Below are 16510 nucleotides of genomic sequence, written 5' to 3' on the forward strand. Positions count from 1 at the left end.
GGCGAAAATCAATATGAATTCGCCGCCAATCGCCTATTTGAGGTGGGGCATCCATGTGTAATTGACGGACAATCGACGAACCATGGGGCACCGCTTTTATGAGCACACGACAATTCGTTCCCGGCCGTAAAACCATCGCAGACCTGGAGAGTGGCGAGATTCTGCTCCCCGATTTCGCCGTATTGCGCGAGGACGGCCTCCATGTGACTCCAGCGGCACTGGGTACCGGAGACCGTTTCGTCAAATTCGCCGATCAGGTCTTCAATGCGGGGCTACGCTTCGACGAACTGAATTATCCGGCCTTCCAAGAACTTTGCACCATCGGCGCCGAGCCCCCAAGGCCGACCGCCAACCCATCGACGGTCCGCCTGGCGGCCGGGATCAAGCCATTCCCCACCGACCGGCAGGACATATATCGCAGCGTCAAAATCGCGGCGGACGGCTCCAGCGCCGAGTACATCTTCGAGCCCGTGATGATCGAGCGGGAGGAAACCATCACGGTTCAGGATCTCGCCGACCAGGATGGACAGCTCCCGCCTCCGAGGCAGGAGCACAGGCGTCATTCCGAAAAAGCATTGCTCCAGATCGACGAATTCATCGCCGCCATGTGGCTCAAGGGACTGCGCTATGGTCTGGACATCCCGGCCATCGCCGCCGCCATCACCGCGGACAAGCCCGACCGGCGCGACATCGCGCGCTGGCACCCGCCCTCGCAAGGCCAGAACGCGACGCTGGTCGAACAGACCGATGCGCTGTACCGGGACGACACGCCAAAGCGACTGGCCGATGGCCGCATCGACCTGCGCGCCTTCCATAACCGCTTTCCCCAGGTCACCGCCGGGACACGCCTGCTGCGCAAGCAACCCCGAGTCCTTGGTCAGACCGGCTGGAATGTCCGCGGCGAACCGCTCGAACCGGAGATCCCCAAGGACTGCGACCTGGACTCCCTGGCCGGCGCCGGCACCCGCGTCGAAAGAAGCAGCAAGGGCGAATTCATCACTGCCGCGCTGACCGGTTTCCTGAATATCGACACCAAGTCGAACCAGATCTCCGTCGCGGAAAAGATCATCGACCGGCATGGCGTCAGCCTCCGCACCACGGGCGATCTCACGCTATCCGGAGCCGAGTTCGAGGAGCACGGCGAGGTCCAGGAACGCCGCGAGGTGAAAGGCCATCACATGACATTCCTCGCGGATGTTTTTGGCCAGATCAGCTCCGACGGCGGACGCGTCCTCCTCAAGGCTCGATTGGCGGGCGGGGCCGTGCGCGATCCCGGCGGCGAAATCGCCATCGAGGGCCAGGCCACCCAAGCGGTGATCGCGGCGCCGGGAGGCAGCATCCGGCTGCAATCCGCGGAAAACTGTCTGATCATCGGCGCCCGCGTCGTTGTCGCCCAGGCCGTCGGCTGCAACATTCTCGCCGATACCGCGGAAATAGGCGTCTCCAAGGGCAGCGCGATCGCCTGCCGGATCCTGGCGCTCGAGTCGGCGGCCGGTTGGCGCGATGCCGAGACCATCGTCACGCTGCTGCTCCCCGACCTGTCGGCAAAGCGCAAGGAAGCCGATGAACTGGCCGACGAAGCCTGTGCCCTGGCACGGCGGCGCCAAGCCGCCGCCGATCAGTGCGCAACCTTGCAGCAGGATCCCCAATTGATCAGGTTCCTGCAACTGCGCGACACCATGAACGCAGGCACCGCGAAACTGGATCCTCCCCGCCAAGCCGCCTGGCAGGCCATGATCAATCGCATGGGGCCGGTGCTGAAACAACTGAAGTCCGTTCAGGACGAATTGCAGGCACTGGATTCGCGCATCGGTGAAATCAACACCCGCCAGGCTCAAATCGCCACGGAATGCCAGCAGGCCGAGCAATCGACCCACTGCAGCATCGTCCAGATCGCCGGCGATACGCGGGTGCGCAGCCGTCGCGCCACCCATGCCGATCCCCCCGGCTGCCAGGTGAATGAAAAGCTGCTTCGCAACCAGCTGAGAGGGAACCGGCACGACGACCAGGCCTTGTTTTCCGGGAGCGCGGGCAGCTTTCACTGGCCCGAGCAGCCGCCCCTGCCGGACGATTGACCCGCGGGGCAACGGCTCGCTAGAATCGTCCATCCGCCGAGTTAATTGGACAACTTGCGAGGCGGAGAAAGTACCCCTTCCCGGTACCGGAAAACAAATCTCGCTAAAGCGTCGGCTGCTCTCGCTCCCCGGAGTCGGTCGAACCGGCCAGAACTCGGGGATGCAAGGAGCAGATCATCATGTCGCAGGAACATTTCTTCACTTCCGAATCGGTTTCCGAAGGCCACCCGGACAAGGTTGCCGACCAGATCTCGGACGCCATTCTCGACGCCATCCTGGCCCAGGACCGGCATGCCCGCGTGGCCGCCGAAACCCTGACCAACACCGGCCTGGTGGTGCTCGCCGGCGAAATCACCACTCACGCCAACATCGATTACATCCAGATCGCCCGCGACACCATCCGCGAGATCGGTTACGACAACACCGAGGCCGGCATCGACTACAAGGGCTGCGCGGTGCTGGTGGCCTACGACAAGCAGTCCCCGGACATCGCCCAGGGCGTCAACAAGGCCTACGACGACAACCTGGACCAGGGAGCCGGCGACCAGGGCCTGATGTTCGGCTATGCCTGCGACGAAACCGACACCCTGATGCCGCTGCCCATTCACCTGTCCCACCGTCTGGTGGAGCGCCAGTCCCAGCTGCGCAAGAACGGCCGCCTGGCCTGGTTGCGCCCGGACGCCAAGTCGCAGGTGACGGTGCGCTACAAGGATGGCAGGCCCGACGCCATCGACACCGTGGTGCTCTCCACCCAGCACGCCCCGGACATCGGTCTGGAGGCCATCCGCGAGGCCGTGATCGAGGACATCATCAAGCCGGTGCTGCCCAAGGAACTGCTCAAGGGCGAGATCAAATACCTGGTGAACCCGACCGGCCGCTTCGTGGTCGGCGGCCCGCAGGGCGACTGCGGCCTGACCGGACGCAAGATCATCGTCGACACCTATGGCGGCTCGGCCCCCCATGGCGGCGGCGCCTTCTCCGGCAAGGACCCCTCCAAGGTGGACCGCTCAGGCGCCTACGCCGGCCGCTACGTGGCGAAGAACATCGTCGCCGCCGGGCTGGCCAGCCGCTGCCTGATCCAGGTCTCCTACGCCATCGGCGTGGCCCATCCCACCAGCGTCTGGGTCACCACCTACGGCACCGGCAAGATCTCCGACGAGAAGATCGCCGAACTGGTGAAGAAGCACTTCGACCTGCGCCCCAAGGGCATCGTCAACATGCTCGACCTGCTGCGGCCGATCTACAAGAAAACCGCCGCCTACGGCCATTTCGGTCGCGAGGATGCGGAATTCACCTGGGAAGCCACCGACAAGGCGGCGGCGCTGCGGGCTGAGGCGGGGTTGTAGGCGTCCATCGCGATGCCGGCCTGCGATCCGATGGCGCACCCTGGTTGCGGGGCGGGTCCTTATCAAACCCATGAGGCATAATCGCACCCCATGAGCGAATCGCAGACGACCGGGGACGCAGCCCCGCAGCAAGGACGGCCGAGCACGGTTCTGGAGTCCCTGTGCACTCGTTTCGAGGTGTTCCGCAAGGCGGTTCCCTTGAGCATAGGCATCCATACCGTGATTCGGCAGCGCCTCCCCGAGATCGAGCGCAGCCAGCTGGTGGCTGCGCTCAAACGGCACACAGGCTCGACGCGCTACCTGAAAGCCCTCGCGCAGGGGACTGATCGCTTCGACCTGGATGGCAACCCATCGGGTGCCGTGACCCAGGAACAGCGCGACCAGGCCGCCGCCATGCTGAAAGAGCGCTTCAAGCGCGGTGCGGAGAAGCGCCGCATCGAACAGCAGGTCGCGCGCGAAGAAAAGTTGCGCCAGGAGAAGCTCCAGCAACTGGCGCAGAAATTCAACACCAGAAACTAAACCGCCCCGATTTCCCGAGGGCTCGCACCGGCCGAGAACGGATCAGACGCCCCCTCGGCGCCGCAATGAATTCCCCCCCAGAAAACCCAAAAGGGCGAACCCGACAGAGCTTTTCCGCCGGGCCGCCCCAAGGAAAAGCGGCACGTGGCACCAGCCGCAACCTATCGGTGTCGCTACAGCGTTCCCCCAAACACCCGAGCGCAGCAAGCAAATGAGAACCCCCCGGAGGGGGGCGAAGGGGGGCGAGCCCCAAAGCCACCCTACCCCGTGCCACCCACCGTCAGCCCGTCCAGGCGCAGCGTGGGCTGCCCCACCCCCACCGGCACGCTCTGTCCCTCCTTGCCGCAGGTGCCGACGCCCGGGTCGAGAGCCAGGTCGTTGCCGATCATCGAGACCCGGGTCAGCGCGTCCGGGCCGTTGCCGATCAGGGTCGCCCCCTTCACCGGATAGCTGATCTTGCCATCCTCGATCATGTAGGCCTCGGCGGTGGAGAAGACGAACTTGCCGCTGGTGATGTCCACCTGCCCGCCGCCGAAATTGACCGCGTACAGGCCGTGCTTCACCGAGGCGATGATTTCCTCCGGCGTCTTGTCGCCGGCCAGCATGATGGTGTTGGTCATGCGCGGCAAGGGCAGATGGGCGAAGGATTCGCGGCGACCGTTGCCGGTGGGCGCGACGCCCATCAGGCGGGCGTTCAGGCTGTCCTGCAGATAGCCCCGGAGGATGCCGTCCTCGATCAGCACCGTGCGCTGGGTGGGGTTGCCCTCGTCGTCCACCGAGAGAGAGCCGCGCCGGTCCGCCAGGGTGCCGTCATCCACCACGGTGACGCCCTTGGCCGCCACCTGCTGGCCGACCCGGCCGGCGAAAGCGGAGCTGCCCTTGCGGTTGAAGTCCCCCTCCAGGCCGTGGCCGATGGCCTCGTGGAGCAGGATGCCGGGCCAGCCGCTGCCCAGCACCACGGTCATCGGACCGGCCGGGGCGGGCCGGGCCTCCAGGTTGATGCGGGCCTGATGCACGGCGCGGCGGGCGTAGTCGCGCAGTACCTCGTCGCTGAAATAGCCGTAGTCGAAGCGGCCGCCACCGCCGGCGGAGCCCTGCTCGCGCTTGCCCTGGTCCTCCATGATGACGCTGAGGGAGACCCGCACCAGGGGCCGCACGTCGGCGGCCAGATGGCCGTCGGAGCGGGCCACCAGGATCACCTCCCAGGTCGCCGCCAGGTGGGCCATCACCTGCTTGATGCGGGGGTCCTCGGCCCGGGCGAAGCCTTCCAGGCGCTCCAGCAGGCGGACCTTGTCGATGTCGGAAAGCGAGGCGATCGGATCGTCGGCCAGGTACAGCGCCGGCGTCGTCCGCCGGCTCAGCAGTGGCGCCAGTTTTTCCGCGCCCGCCGCGGCGATGGCGCGGGCGGCACCGGCGGCGGCGCTGAGCGCCGGCAGGCTGATCTCGTCGGAATAGGCGAAGGCGGTCTTTTCCCCCGCCACGGCGCGCACGCCCACGCCCTGGTCGATGTTGAAGCTGCCGGACTTGACGATGCCCTCCTCCAGGCTCCAGCCCTCGGAGCGGGCGTACTGGAAGTAGAGATCGGCGTAATCGATCTTGTGGCCGAAGAGTTGACCGAAGACCTGTTCCAGCTTGCGGGGAGTCAGGTCGTAGGGCGCCAGCAGGCAGCGTTCGGCGGTGTGGTAGAGGTCAGTTTTCATGTCAGTCTTCAAAGTCGATCGACCGGAAATCGCGGCGCGGGTTCCTGGTCGAGTTTGCGATGGGTCAGCGCCGGCAGGCTGGTGCGCACTTCGGCGATCCGGGCCGGATCCAGGTCCGCCGTGATCACGCCTTCGCCCTTGTCCAGCCGGATCAGCACTTCGCCCCATGGGTCCACGATCATACTGTTGCCGTGGGTCAGACGCCCGTTGGGATGGCGCCCCCCCTGCGCCGCGGCCAGCACATAGCACTGGTTTTCCACGGCGCGGGCGCGCAGCAGCAGTTCCCAGTGGGCGCGGCCCGTGGTTTCGGTGAAGGCGGCGGGCACCACGATCAGGTCCAGCACGCCCAGCGTCCGGTACAGCTCGGGGAACCTCAGGTCGTAGCAGATCGACAATCCGACGCGGCCGACCGGCGTGTCCACCGCCACGGGTTGCGCGCCGGCCTCGATGGTGGCGGCTTCGTCGTAATGCTCGTCGCCCTTCCTGAAGCCGAACAGGTGAATCTTGTCGTAACGGGCCCGTTGCCGCCCCTGGTCGTCGAACACCAGGCAGGTGTTGCGCAATTTGGAAGGATCCTCGGCCCGCAGCGGAATCGATCCGGCCACCAGCCACAGCCCCAGTTCCCTCGCGGTCCGGGCAAGGAAGGACTGGATCGCCCCGTCACCCGGCTGTTCCCGCGCCGCCAGACGCTCGGCGTCGCTGGCGCCGATCAGCGGAAAATATTCGGGCAGCACCGCCAGCCGCGCCCCTTCCGCCGCCGCCCGCTCCAGCAGGCGGCGAGCCGTCGTCAGGTTCGGCGCCACCTCGGGGCCGGAAATCATCTGGATCGCCGCTGCCTTCATTGTTCCTCCATGACATGAAAGTCGCAGCGCGACTTCTCGACGCTCCCCTCGCCCGCACCGGGAGAGGGGTGGAGGGTGAGGAAAACCGACATGGCTTTCATGCTTCGGGGTGTCTTCATCAAAGTCATGTCAGTCCGCCTTCGGCTCGCCCACCTTGTCCACCTTGGGATCTGACCAGGAGCCGGTGACCGCGTATTCGAAGGCGAAGACCTTGTCCAGCGGACCGCCGAACAGCTTGTTGGCCAGCCAGTAGGCGGCGCCGGTGGCGGGGTTGGCCAGCAGCACGCCGGTGGTGATGGTTTCGCCCAGCGCCGGTTGCACCCGCACCCGCAGATTCTGGGTCTCCTTCGCCAGATCCACCCGGCCCTGCATCGCGACCCGCGCCGCCGGTCCGCGGATTTCCAGATCCTTGGTTTCCATCACGCCCTGGCTGACACTGGCCTGACCCTCGATCGCGTCGAAGGCGAAACCTTCGCTGAAGACGTCGCGGAAATCCAGGGTGATCCGGCGCGGCAGGGATTGCAGGCTGAGAATGCCCAGCAGCCGGCCGGCGCCGGGCTCCAGCTTGTTGAACTGGCCGTCCTTGGCATTCACCTTGAGGCTGCCGGCGAGGCTGGAATAGTCGATCACCACCGGAGGACCGTTCCAGGACAAGTTGCCCTCCAGGGTGGCGCTGCCCCGGCGCACCGCGTCGGGATAGCCGATGCGGTTGAGCAGCTTCTCGACGCTCTTCGCCTTGAGCTTGAAATCGAAGCGGGTCGTCGGCCTGCCCGCACTTGCGCGCCACAGGCCCTGGCCGTTGAGGCTGCCGTCGTCGCTGGAGAGGGCCACGCTGGCATGCCAGTCGCCGCCCTTGTTCTCGGCATTGATCCGCACTTCGCCGAGGTCGCGCCCATGGTGCAGGAAACGCTCGAAGGTCAGGTCCAGATCCGGCAGTTCCTTGAGCGTGTCGCTCAGCTTGTCGGCATCGGCCGTCTCCGCGCGAGCCCTGGCGGCAGGCAGGCTGAACTGCGTCAGGCGGCCGGAGAGCCGCCCGACGCCGCCATCCCTCCATTCCAGGCGGCCCTGCATTTCGCCGCTTTTCAGCTCCGCGTTCCATTGCCCGGCGCGGCGCTGGGCGGTCAGGCGCAGGCCGTGGACCACGCGATCGAACGCCACCAGCTCATCCACCCGCAGATCCGCGCTGCCCAGGTTCAGGCTCGCGGCGAGGTCGCCCTCGCCGCCCGCGGGCTCCTGCTTGCTCGTGGCGGCCAGGGCGCGCCAGAAATCCAGGTCCAGGCGCGGCAGGCCGATGGCCAGCAAGGTGCCCTGCTCGGGCAGGCGCGCGGCGCTCTCCCCGATCCGCAGCAACCCTCGCTCCACGGTGGTCCGTCCGCTGTCGACGCGCCGCTGCAACTGCAACGACGCGACCTTGCCCAGGCTCAGCTCAAGCGAATCCCGGTTTTGCGCGCCGGGAAGCTGCTTGCGCTCGAAGACCAGGGGGCGGGTCTCGGTGGCCGGCTTGTTGAACGGGTCCGGCAGACTGGAGGTCAGCCCCTTCAGGTCCGAGGCCAGGCGCAGTTCCGCGCCCCGCCCCTTGACCCGCACCGTGCCGTTCCAGCGGGTGCCGCCGGAGAGATGGTCGAACAGGGGCTGGCCGGCGAACTGCTGGCGCAACTGCGCCGCGCTGATCTCGCCCCGCGCATCCACCGCCACCCGGCCCTCGCTTTCGGTGGCGATGTCGATGGTCGCGGGGCCGCCCAGCACGCGGGCGCGCACCCCGCGGGCGGAGACGCCGCGCTGGGTGAACTCGACGCGGCCGCGCACCTCCTCCAGGGCCGGCAGTCCCGGATCGGGTCGCAAGCGATTGGCGTCGAAACGGTAGCCGCCCGTCACCTCGCTGTTGGCCAGATCGCGCAACGGCAGTCGCAGGCTCAGATCCAATTCGCCGCTGCCCGTCGCCGTCATGCCGTCCGTGGCGTGGTCGATCCATTCGCCGACGGGGCTGGACTCGATGAACTTGAAGAACGCCGCCGTGGGACCCCCGGCCCTGCCGCCGATGGTGAGCAGTTCCTGCGGCGCCGAAAGGTCGGCGATTTCGGCCTTCACCGGCCCCAATAACGCCCCCACGCTGCGCCCCTGGCTGGCCTCGACGCTCATCCGCACGCCGTCGAACAGCAGCCTGCCGGCGATGTCGTCGATCTGCGGCCAGTCCGGCGCGTATTTCAGGCTGCCGCCGCGGAAATTGCCCTGGATGCGAAAAATCCCTTCGCCGCGGGGGAAGGGAAACTGGGCCAGGTCGCCTTTCAGCTTCAAGGTCATGTCGCTGGCCTGGCCGCCGCGGATCGCCTCCTTCAGCCAGGCCGCGACGTCGGCGCTGACCACCCGCGGCATGTAGCGCCATACGGCGGTGCCCTCGGCGCGGGAAAAGCGGGCGTCCAGATCGATGCTTCCCAACTGCCCCGGCTGGTACAGATAGCTGCCGGAAACCTCGCCTTCCGCGTCGCGGTTGCGCAGGCTCACCTGCCGCAACTGGATTTCCGTGTTCGCGCCAGCGGCCCGCCAGGCGCCGCGCGCCGCCAACGTCTCCAGCGGAATCCGCGCCTCGGCGAAGATCGCGGGCAGCAACACGGCACCGTCCCGGCTCGCCAGTTCGAAGCGGCCGCCTTGCTCGTCGCCCTCGATGCTGCCGGAGATGCCTTCCAGGCCCGGCATCTCTCCCTGGGCGCCGAGCGCAAGACCAGCGACGCGGCCCTTGACGCGGAAATGCTCGAACGCCTGATGGCGCCCGTGCCAGTCCAGCTGCACCCCGTGGAACTGGCCCCGCGGCGAATAGGCCGCCAGGGAGGCGCGCAGCCGGGGCGGGAGGGGCAGATAGTCCGCCAGCCGTTCCAGAACGCCCAGGCTCAAATCATTGACGGCGAACTCACCCTCCCGCGCCTGCCAGCGCAAATGCAGGTCCGTGGCGGGCAGGTCGATCCCGGCCGAGGTATGCAGGGTCAGCCCCTGGGTGCGCAATTCGAAACCCTCCGCCAGCCGGCGGGCCGCGACCCGGCCTTGCAGCCGCTCCAACTCCAGCATGGGCAGCTCCGGCTTCAAGCGCGTCTTCACGTCGGCGAGGGAAATGTCGGCGGTGAGCCCGAGCGGCCGGCCCTCCTCCAGGTCCAGCCAGAATCGCAGCGCCCCCCGGCCCCGGGGCAGTTCCAGGGGGTAGTCGAGCCAGGTCCGCCATATCGCCAAATCGGTGTAATCCAGATTGGCGTACACCTGGCCGCGCCACCCCACCGGCCGGTTCAGGTGGTGTCCGTGCAGGTCGCCGCGGATGTCCAGACGCGACGCCATCTCCCGCGGCGCTTCGGCGGTCAGGCCGAAGCGATGGCGGCCGAAGGCCTGGCGCAGATCCAGATTCACGTTGGAGAGCGCCAGCAGCGGCGCCTGGCGCTTTTCATCCACCCAGTTGAGCTGGGCATGACGTACCACGATCCGGTACTGGGCCAGCAGCCAATCGCCGATCCGGCTGTCCTCGCCGCTCGGCGACACCGCCAGGCCGGCGACGAAAAACTGGCCTTGCGCGTCGCGCCGCACGTCGAGCCGGGGCGCCTCCAGCTCCAGGCGATGAAAACGGGGTTCCAGCGCCAGCAGGGAAGTCCAGCCCACCACGGCCTCCACGTGATCCAGGCCCAGGGCCGGACGCCCGGCCCGATCCAGTATCCGCAACTGGCCGACCTCGAGGCGGGGACGCAGCCCTTCCCAGCCGGCCTCCAGGCGGGCGATGCTGACCGGCAGGCCGAGCACGGCCGACAGCCGGCGCTCCACCTCGCCCCGGTAGTCGGCGATGTGAGGCAGCACCAGGAAGCGCAGCAGCAGGTAAATCAGGGCGCAGACCAGGAGGGCCGCGCCCGCCAGGCCCAGGACGACTCCGCCCACGCGGCGCAACCGGGGGGAACGGCACAGCGAAACAAGCATGGCGCGCGGCGCGGCGATGGGCATTGGGCACCGGGCGCGGCAACGCGCCCGTAGAATGGGGAAAGTTTGACAGCCTCCGGATTTTAACCGACCCGCCATGCCCGCCTTCGACAATGCACTGTCCTGCTCCCGTTATCTGTCCCGTCTGCTCGAAGCGCAACCGACGCTGGCCGAGGATCTGCGCCAACGCTGGCAGCGCGCTCCCGACGCGCCGGCCCTGACGGCGCGGTTGGCGGCAACGCCCATCGACGAGGACACGCTGAAGCCGGCTCTGCGCCGCTTCAAGCAATGGGCCTATGCCTGGGTGGGGCTGCGCGACCTGGCCGGACTCGCGCCGCTGGCGGAAGTGACCGAGACCATGACCCTGATCGCCGACCTGGCGGTGGACAAGTCCCTGGAAGTGCTGAGCGCCGCGCTCGAGGCGCGCTATGGCGCGCCGCGCAACGCCCGCGGCGAGCGCCAGCAGCTGATCGTGATCGGCATGGGCAAGCTGGGCGGACGCGAACTCAACGTCTCCTCCGACATCGACCTGATCTTCGTCTATCCGGACGACGGCGACACCGACGGCGAACGCTCGATCTCCAATTTCGAATACTTCACCCGCCTCGGGCGGCAACTGATCGCCGCCATTTCGGAGCCCACCGCCGACGGCCAGGTGTTCCGGGTGGACATGCGCTTGCGGCCCAACGGCGATTCCGGCCCCCTGGTCTGCTCCTTCGACATGCTGGAAAACTATTTCATCACCCAGGGCCGGGAATGGGAGCGCTACGCCTGGATCAAGGCCCGGCCGATGACGGGCGGGCGCTGGGATGAGCTGGAAGCGATCCGCCGTCCCTTCGTGTTCCGCAAATACCTGGATTTCGGCGCCATCAACGCCATGCGCGGCCTGCACGCCCAGATTCGCCGCGAGGTGGCGAAGAAGGACATGGCCACCCACGTCAAGCTGGGGCCGGGCGGCATTCGCGAGATCGAATTCATCGCCCAGGTGTTCCAGTTGATCCGCGGCGGGCGCGACCTGTCGCTGCAGCTCAAGCCGACCTTGCAGGTCCTGCCGCTGCTGGCGGAACGAGGCATTCTCACCCTGGCCGACGCCCTGGCCCTGGCCGCCGCCTACGATTTCCTGCGTCGGCTCGAGCATCGCCTGCAATACCTGGACGACGCCCAGACCCATCGCCTGCCCGACAATCCCGCCGACCAGGCCGCCATCGCCCGCAACCTCGGTTTCGTCAGCTACGAGGCCCTGCTGATGGAACTGGACGCGCATCGCGAGACGGTCTCCCAGCATTTCGAGCAGGTGTTTTCCGACCCCAACCGCGACGGCCACGATCTGGACAAGCTCTGGCTCGGCGCCGAAGAGCAGGCGACGGAAGAACTCGGCCGCCTCGGTTTCCGCGAACCGGCGGCGGCGGCCGAGCGGCTCGCGGCGCTGCGCGGCAGCGGCCGCTACCAGCAAATGGCGCAGGGCATCCGCGAACGCTTCGACGCCCTGGTGCCGCGCGCCCTGGCCGCCGCCACCGAACGGCCCAACCCGGACCAGACCCTGGCCCGGCTGCTCGACCTGCTGGAGACCATCTCGCGCCGGGCCGCCTACCTGGCGCTGCTGCAGCAATACCCGCAGGCCCTGGGCAAGGTGGCGCAGGTGATGAGCAGTTCCAGTTGGGCGGCCGAATACCTGCAACGCCATCCGATCCTGCTCGATGAATTGCTCGATGCCCGGCTGCTCGAAGCCAAGCACGACTGGGCCGGTTTCCGCGCCGAACTGGAGCAGCGCCTGGCGGACGTCGAACCCGACACCGAACGGCAGATGGACCTGCTGCGGGAAGCCCATCACGCCCAGGTGTTCCGCCTGCTGACACAGGACATCTCCGGCCTGCTGCAGCTGGAAAAACTCTCCGACCATCTCTCCGAACTGGCCGACATCATCGTGGACCAGGCCTTGCGCTTCGCCTGGAACAAGCTCGCCACGCGCCACCGCGACGCACCGGGATTCGCCGTCATCAGCTACGGCAAGCTCGGCGGCAAGGAACTCGGCTACGCCTCGGACCTGGATCTGGTGTATCTGTTCGAGGACGACGATGCCGATGCCGGGCGCATCTATTCGCGCCTGTCGACGCGCCTGTCCACCTGGCTCTCGGCGCAGACCCCGGCCGGCCAACTGTTCGAGACCGACCTGCGGCTGCGGCCCAACGGCGATGCCGGTCTGCCCGTGGTGAGTATCGATGCCTTCCGCCAGTACCAGTTGGAAAACGCCTGGACCTGGGAGCACCAGGCGCTGACCCGGGCGCGCTTTTCCGCCGGCGATGCGGCGGTGGGGGCGAAATTCGAGCAGGTCCGCGTCGAGATCCTGCGCCAGCAGCGCGATCCGGCCAAGCTGCGCGAGGATGTGCTGGCGATGCGCCAGCGCATGTACGACGCTCATGCCACCAAGGGCGAGGCCGCGGAACGAATCTTCAACCTGAAGCAGGACCCCGGCGGGCTGATCGACGTCGAGTTCCTGGTCCAGTATCTGGTGCTGGGCAACGCCCACGCCCATCCGGAACTGTGCGGCAACCTCGGCAACATCGCTCTGCTGCGGATCGCCGCCGAGCTCGGCCTGATTCCCGCAGAACAGGCCGAGACCGTGCGCGATGCCTACCGCGAATACCGCCGCCTGCAACACGCGCTGCGCCTCAACAACCAGAAGAGCAAGGTGGAACGGCTCAGCGTGCTGCCCGAGATCGAGGCGGTGCGCGCCTTGTGGCGTGTAGTATTCGACGCTTGAATTCCTTTAGGAAAAACCGGAAAGCAGCCACAGAGTTCACAGAGAAAACCCGGCCAGGCCAAGCGGTATTGTTTTTCCCTCTGTGCCCTCTGTTTCCTCTGTGGCTAAAAGGTTTTAAACGTTTTTAGGCCCCCGTCATGCCCGTCAATTACGCCACGCCCGCCGCCTCCCAACTGTTTCCCGTCGCCGGTGTCCGCCTCGGCGTCACCCAGGCCGGCATCCGCAAGAAGGACCGCCGCGACCTGACCCTGATCGCCCTCGACGCGGGTGCCCAGGTGGCCGGCGTATTCACGAAGAACCGCTTCTGCGCCGCGCCGGTGACGCTGTGCCGCCAGCACCTGGCCGTCGGCAGCGACATCCGCGCACTGGTGATCAACACCGGCATCGCCAACGCCGGCACCGGCCAGCCGGGCATGGACGCCGCCATCGCTACCTGTGATGCCGTCGCCGCCGCCCTGGGCGTCGAGGCCCGCCAAGTGCTGCCCTTCTCCACCGGCGTGATCCTCGAACTACTGCCCGCCGAGCGCGTGATCGCCGGTCTGTCCGCCTGCCAGGCCGACCTTCGCGCCGACGCCTGGCACGATGCCGCCCACGCCATCATGACCACCGACACCGTGGCCAAGGCCGCCTCCCGCCGTATCGAACTGGGCGGCCAGACCGTCACCATCACCGGCATCTCCAAGGGCGCCGGCATGATCCGGCCCAACATGGCCACCATGCTCGGTTTCGTCGCCACCGACGCCGGCATCGCCCCAGACCTGCTGAACGCCCTGGTGAAGGAAGCCGCCGACCACTCCTTCAACGCGATCACCGTGGATGGCGACACCTCCACCAACGACTCCTTCATCCTGATCGCCAGCGGCCAGTCCGGCGTGGCGGTGAACGATGCCGGCGACGCCCGCTGGCCGGTGCTGCGCGGCGCCATCATCGACGTGGCGCGGGAACTGGCGCAGGCCATCGTGCGCGACGGCGAGGGCGCCACCAAGTTCATCACCATTGCCGTGGAAGGCGGCCGCGATGTCGAGGAATGCCGCCAGGTGGCCTACGCGATCGGCCACTCGCCGCTGGTGAAGACCGCCTTCTTCGCCTCCGATCCCAACCTGGGCCGCATCCAGGCCGCCGTCGGCTACGCCGGCATCGAGGATCTGGACGTGGCCAGGACCCGCATCTGGCTCGCCTCCAACGGCGAGGAGGCGCTGGTCTCCGAGCACGGCGGCCGCGCCGCCGGCTACGGTGAGGAAACCGGCGCCCGCATCATGGCCGCCGCCGAGATCACGGTGCGGGTGCATCTGGGCCGCGGAGACGCCCGCGCCACGGTGTGGACCTGCGACCTGTCCTACGACTACGTGAAGATCAACGCCGACTACCGCAGCTGAAAAGGCTCGCCCCCTTCGCCCCCCTCCGGGGGTTCGATATGGCTCGCTGCGCTCGAATGTCGGGGGGAGCTTCGAGCAGCACCGATGCATTGCGGCTGGCGCCGCGTGCCGCTTTTCCTTGGGGCGGCTCGGCGGAAAAGCTCGTTTTCGCGCCGAAAAAAAACCGGCCGCAGGGAAGATCCCTGCGGCCGGCCTTCGTCACCCCGATCAGTAGACGTCGTGCTGGGTGTTGTAGACGTTGAACTTGCCGGTGGGCGTGATCAGTCTCGGATCCTTGATCACGGCCTTCAGCTTGCGCGTCTTGTCGTCCACCACGACGATCGCCGACTGCTGGTTCTTGGCGCTCCAGACGGAGAACCAGACCTCGTCGCCGGCCCGGTTGTACTCGGGCTGCACCACGCGCTTGGCGCCTTCGCCCAGGCCGGCCCACTCCCCGATCGGCAGCGTCTCGTAGCCCTTGTCAAGGTTCTTGATGTCGAACACCGCGATCGACTGGCTGACGTTGCTCTCCGGGTTGAGCGGCGTATCGACCCACAGATTGCGCGACTTCGGATGGGTCTTGATGAACAGGGAGCCGCCGCCCTGGGCCTTCAGCGTATCCACCACCTTCCACGCCTCCTTGGAATGCTTGGCCGGGTCGGTGCCGATCAGGCTGACCGACTCGTCGCCCAGGTGGCTGGTGGCCCATACCGGACCGAACTTGGGATGGATGAAGTTGGCGCCACGTCCCGGGTGGGGGGTCTTGCCGACATCCACCAGCGCGGCGAGCTTGTCCTCCTTGGTATCCACCACCGCAATCTTGTTCGAGGCGTTGGCGGCCACCAGGAAGTAGCGGCCGCTGGAATCGAAGCCGCCATCGTGGAGGAAGCGGGCCGCGTCGATGCTGGTGACCTTGAGGTTTTTCAGGTCACTGTAATTGACCACCAGGATCTTGCCCGTTTCCTTGGCGTTGATGATGAACTCCGGGTGATAGTGGGAACCGACGATCGAGGCGACGCGAGGCTCGGGGTGGTATTCCTGGGTGTCGACCGTCATGCCGCGGGTGGACTCGACCTTGAGCGGCTTCAGGGTGTCGCCGTCCATGATGGCGAACTGGGGCGGCCAGTAGGTGCCGGCCACGGCGTACTTGTCCTCATAGCCCTTGAACTTGGAAGTCTCCACGGAGCGTGCTTCGAGGCCCACCTTGATTTCCGCCACCGTCTCCGGCTGGGCCATCCACAGGTCGATCAGATTGATCTTGGCGTCGCGCCCGATCACGTAGAGGTAGCGGCCGGACTTGGACATGCGCGAGATATGCACCGCATAGCCGGTCTTGATGATGCTGACGATCTTCTTCGAGGCTCCGTCGATCAGGGCGATCTCGCCGGCATCCCGCAGGGTGACGGAGAACAGGTTGTTCAGGTCGAAGTTGTTCATCTTCTTGGTCGGCCGCTGCGAGACGGGGACCAGCACCTTGTGGGATGCGTTCATCTCCTTCAGGCCGTATTCGGGCGGTGCCGGCGGCTCCTGCTGGACATAGCGCGCCATCAGGTCCACCTTTTCATCCGACAACTCGCCCGACGTGCCCCAGTTGGGCATGCCCGCCGGCGAGCCGAATTTGATGAAGACCTTGAGATATTCGGTCCCGCTGGCGAGTGTCTTGTCCGTGGTCAGCGGCTTGCCGGTGGCCCCCTTGCGCAGCACGCCATGGCATCCGGCACAACGCTCGAAGTAGATCTGCTTGGCCTGCTCGAACTCGGCCTTGGTCATCGGCGGCGCCTTGGGATTGATGTTCTGATGCATCTCCACCTTTTCCAGCGGCGACTCCCCCGCGTGATACTTGAGATCGATATCCGTGACGCCGGGTTTGACTTCGTCCTGCGCCCAAGCCGGCAAAACGAATGCCGAAAGGGTACAGGCCGCCAAAGTTGCGAATACCTTCATGTGTAAACCTCCTATTTGGTTTT

The 16510-nt window shown here is 66.8% G+C and carries 9 protein-coding genes; 5 read left to right on the forward strand and 4 right to left on the reverse strand.

Annotated elements, in window-relative coordinates:
• The first annotated feature begins 98 nt into the window (after nt 1–98).
• The 3 genes from B9N43_RS09105 to B9N43_RS09115 all read left to right on the forward strand — a co-directional run bounded on the left by B9N43_RS09105 (nt 99) and on the right by B9N43_RS09115 (nt 3940).
• Nucleotides 99–2075, forward strand: coding sequence for a flagellar assembly protein A (locus tag B9N43_RS09105; protein ID WP_145841950.1), 1977 nt, complete (start codon nt 99–101; stop codon nt 2073–2075).
• A 179-nt stretch (nt 2076–2254) separates the two neighbouring features.
• On the forward strand, nt 2255–3421 hold the full coding sequence (gene metK / locus B9N43_RS09110) for a methionine adenosyltransferase (RefSeq protein WP_145841951.1): 1167 nt from the start codon (nt 2255–2257) through the stop codon (nt 3419–3421).
• A gap of 90 nt (nt 3422–3511) precedes the next feature.
• Nucleotides 3512–3940 (forward strand): ProQ/FINO family protein, encoded by a 429-nt coding sequence (locus tag B9N43_RS09115; RefSeq protein ID WP_145841952.1) that lies wholly within the window; start codon nt 3512–3514, stop codon nt 3938–3940.
• 260 nt (nt 3941–4200) lie between these two features.
• Here B9N43_RS09115 and tldD read toward each other — a convergent pair whose 3' ends face one another.
• The 3 genes from tldD to B9N43_RS09130 form a co-directional block, all read right to left on the reverse strand.
• Nucleotides 4201–5640 (reverse strand): metalloprotease TldD, encoded by a 1440-nt coding sequence (gene tldD / locus B9N43_RS09120; RefSeq protein WP_145841953.1) that lies wholly within the window; start codon nt 5638–5640, stop codon nt 4201–4203.
• Nucleotides 5641–5648: 8 nt separating this feature from the next.
• On the reverse strand, nt 5649–6482 hold the full coding sequence (locus B9N43_RS09125) for a carbon-nitrogen hydrolase family protein (RefSeq protein WP_145841954.1): 834 nt from the start codon (nt 6480–6482) through the stop codon (nt 5649–5651).
• 129 nt (nt 6483–6611) lie between these two features.
• Nucleotides 6612–10388 (reverse strand): YhdP family protein, encoded by a 3777-nt coding sequence (locus B9N43_RS09130; RefSeq protein ID WP_186453763.1) that lies wholly within the window; start codon nt 10386–10388, stop codon nt 6612–6614.
• Between the two features lie 136 nt (nt 10389–10524).
• Here B9N43_RS09130 and glnE point away from each other — a divergent pair, with 136 nt between their 5' ends.
• Nucleotides 10525–13188, forward strand: coding sequence for a bifunctional [glutamate--ammonia ligase]-adenylyl-L-tyrosine phosphorylase/[glutamate--ammonia-ligase] adenylyltransferase (gene glnE, locus B9N43_RS09135; RefSeq protein WP_145841956.1), 2664 nt, complete (start codon nt 10525–10527; stop codon nt 13186–13188).
• Between the two features lie 137 nt (nt 13189–13325).
• Complete coding sequence (argJ, locus tag B9N43_RS09140; protein WP_145841957.1) at nt 13326–14564, forward strand: bifunctional glutamate N-acetyltransferase/amino-acid acetyltransferase ArgJ; 1239 nt, start codon at nt 13326–13328, stop codon at nt 14562–14564.
• Nucleotides 14565–14771: 207 nt separating this feature from the next.
• On the opposite strand, the gene B9N43_RS09145 is transcribed toward argJ, so the two are convergent.
• Complete coding sequence (locus tag B9N43_RS09145) at nt 14772–16346, reverse strand: nitrite reductase (RefSeq protein WP_222428880.1); 1575 nt, start codon at nt 16344–16346, stop codon at nt 14772–14774.
• Nucleotides 16347–16510 lie beyond the last annotated feature (164 nt).

The organism is Denitratisoma sp. DHT3 (genome assembly GCF_007833355.1).
Taxonomy (GTDB): Bacteria; Pseudomonadota; Gammaproteobacteria; order Burkholderiales; family Rhodocyclaceae; genus Denitratisoma.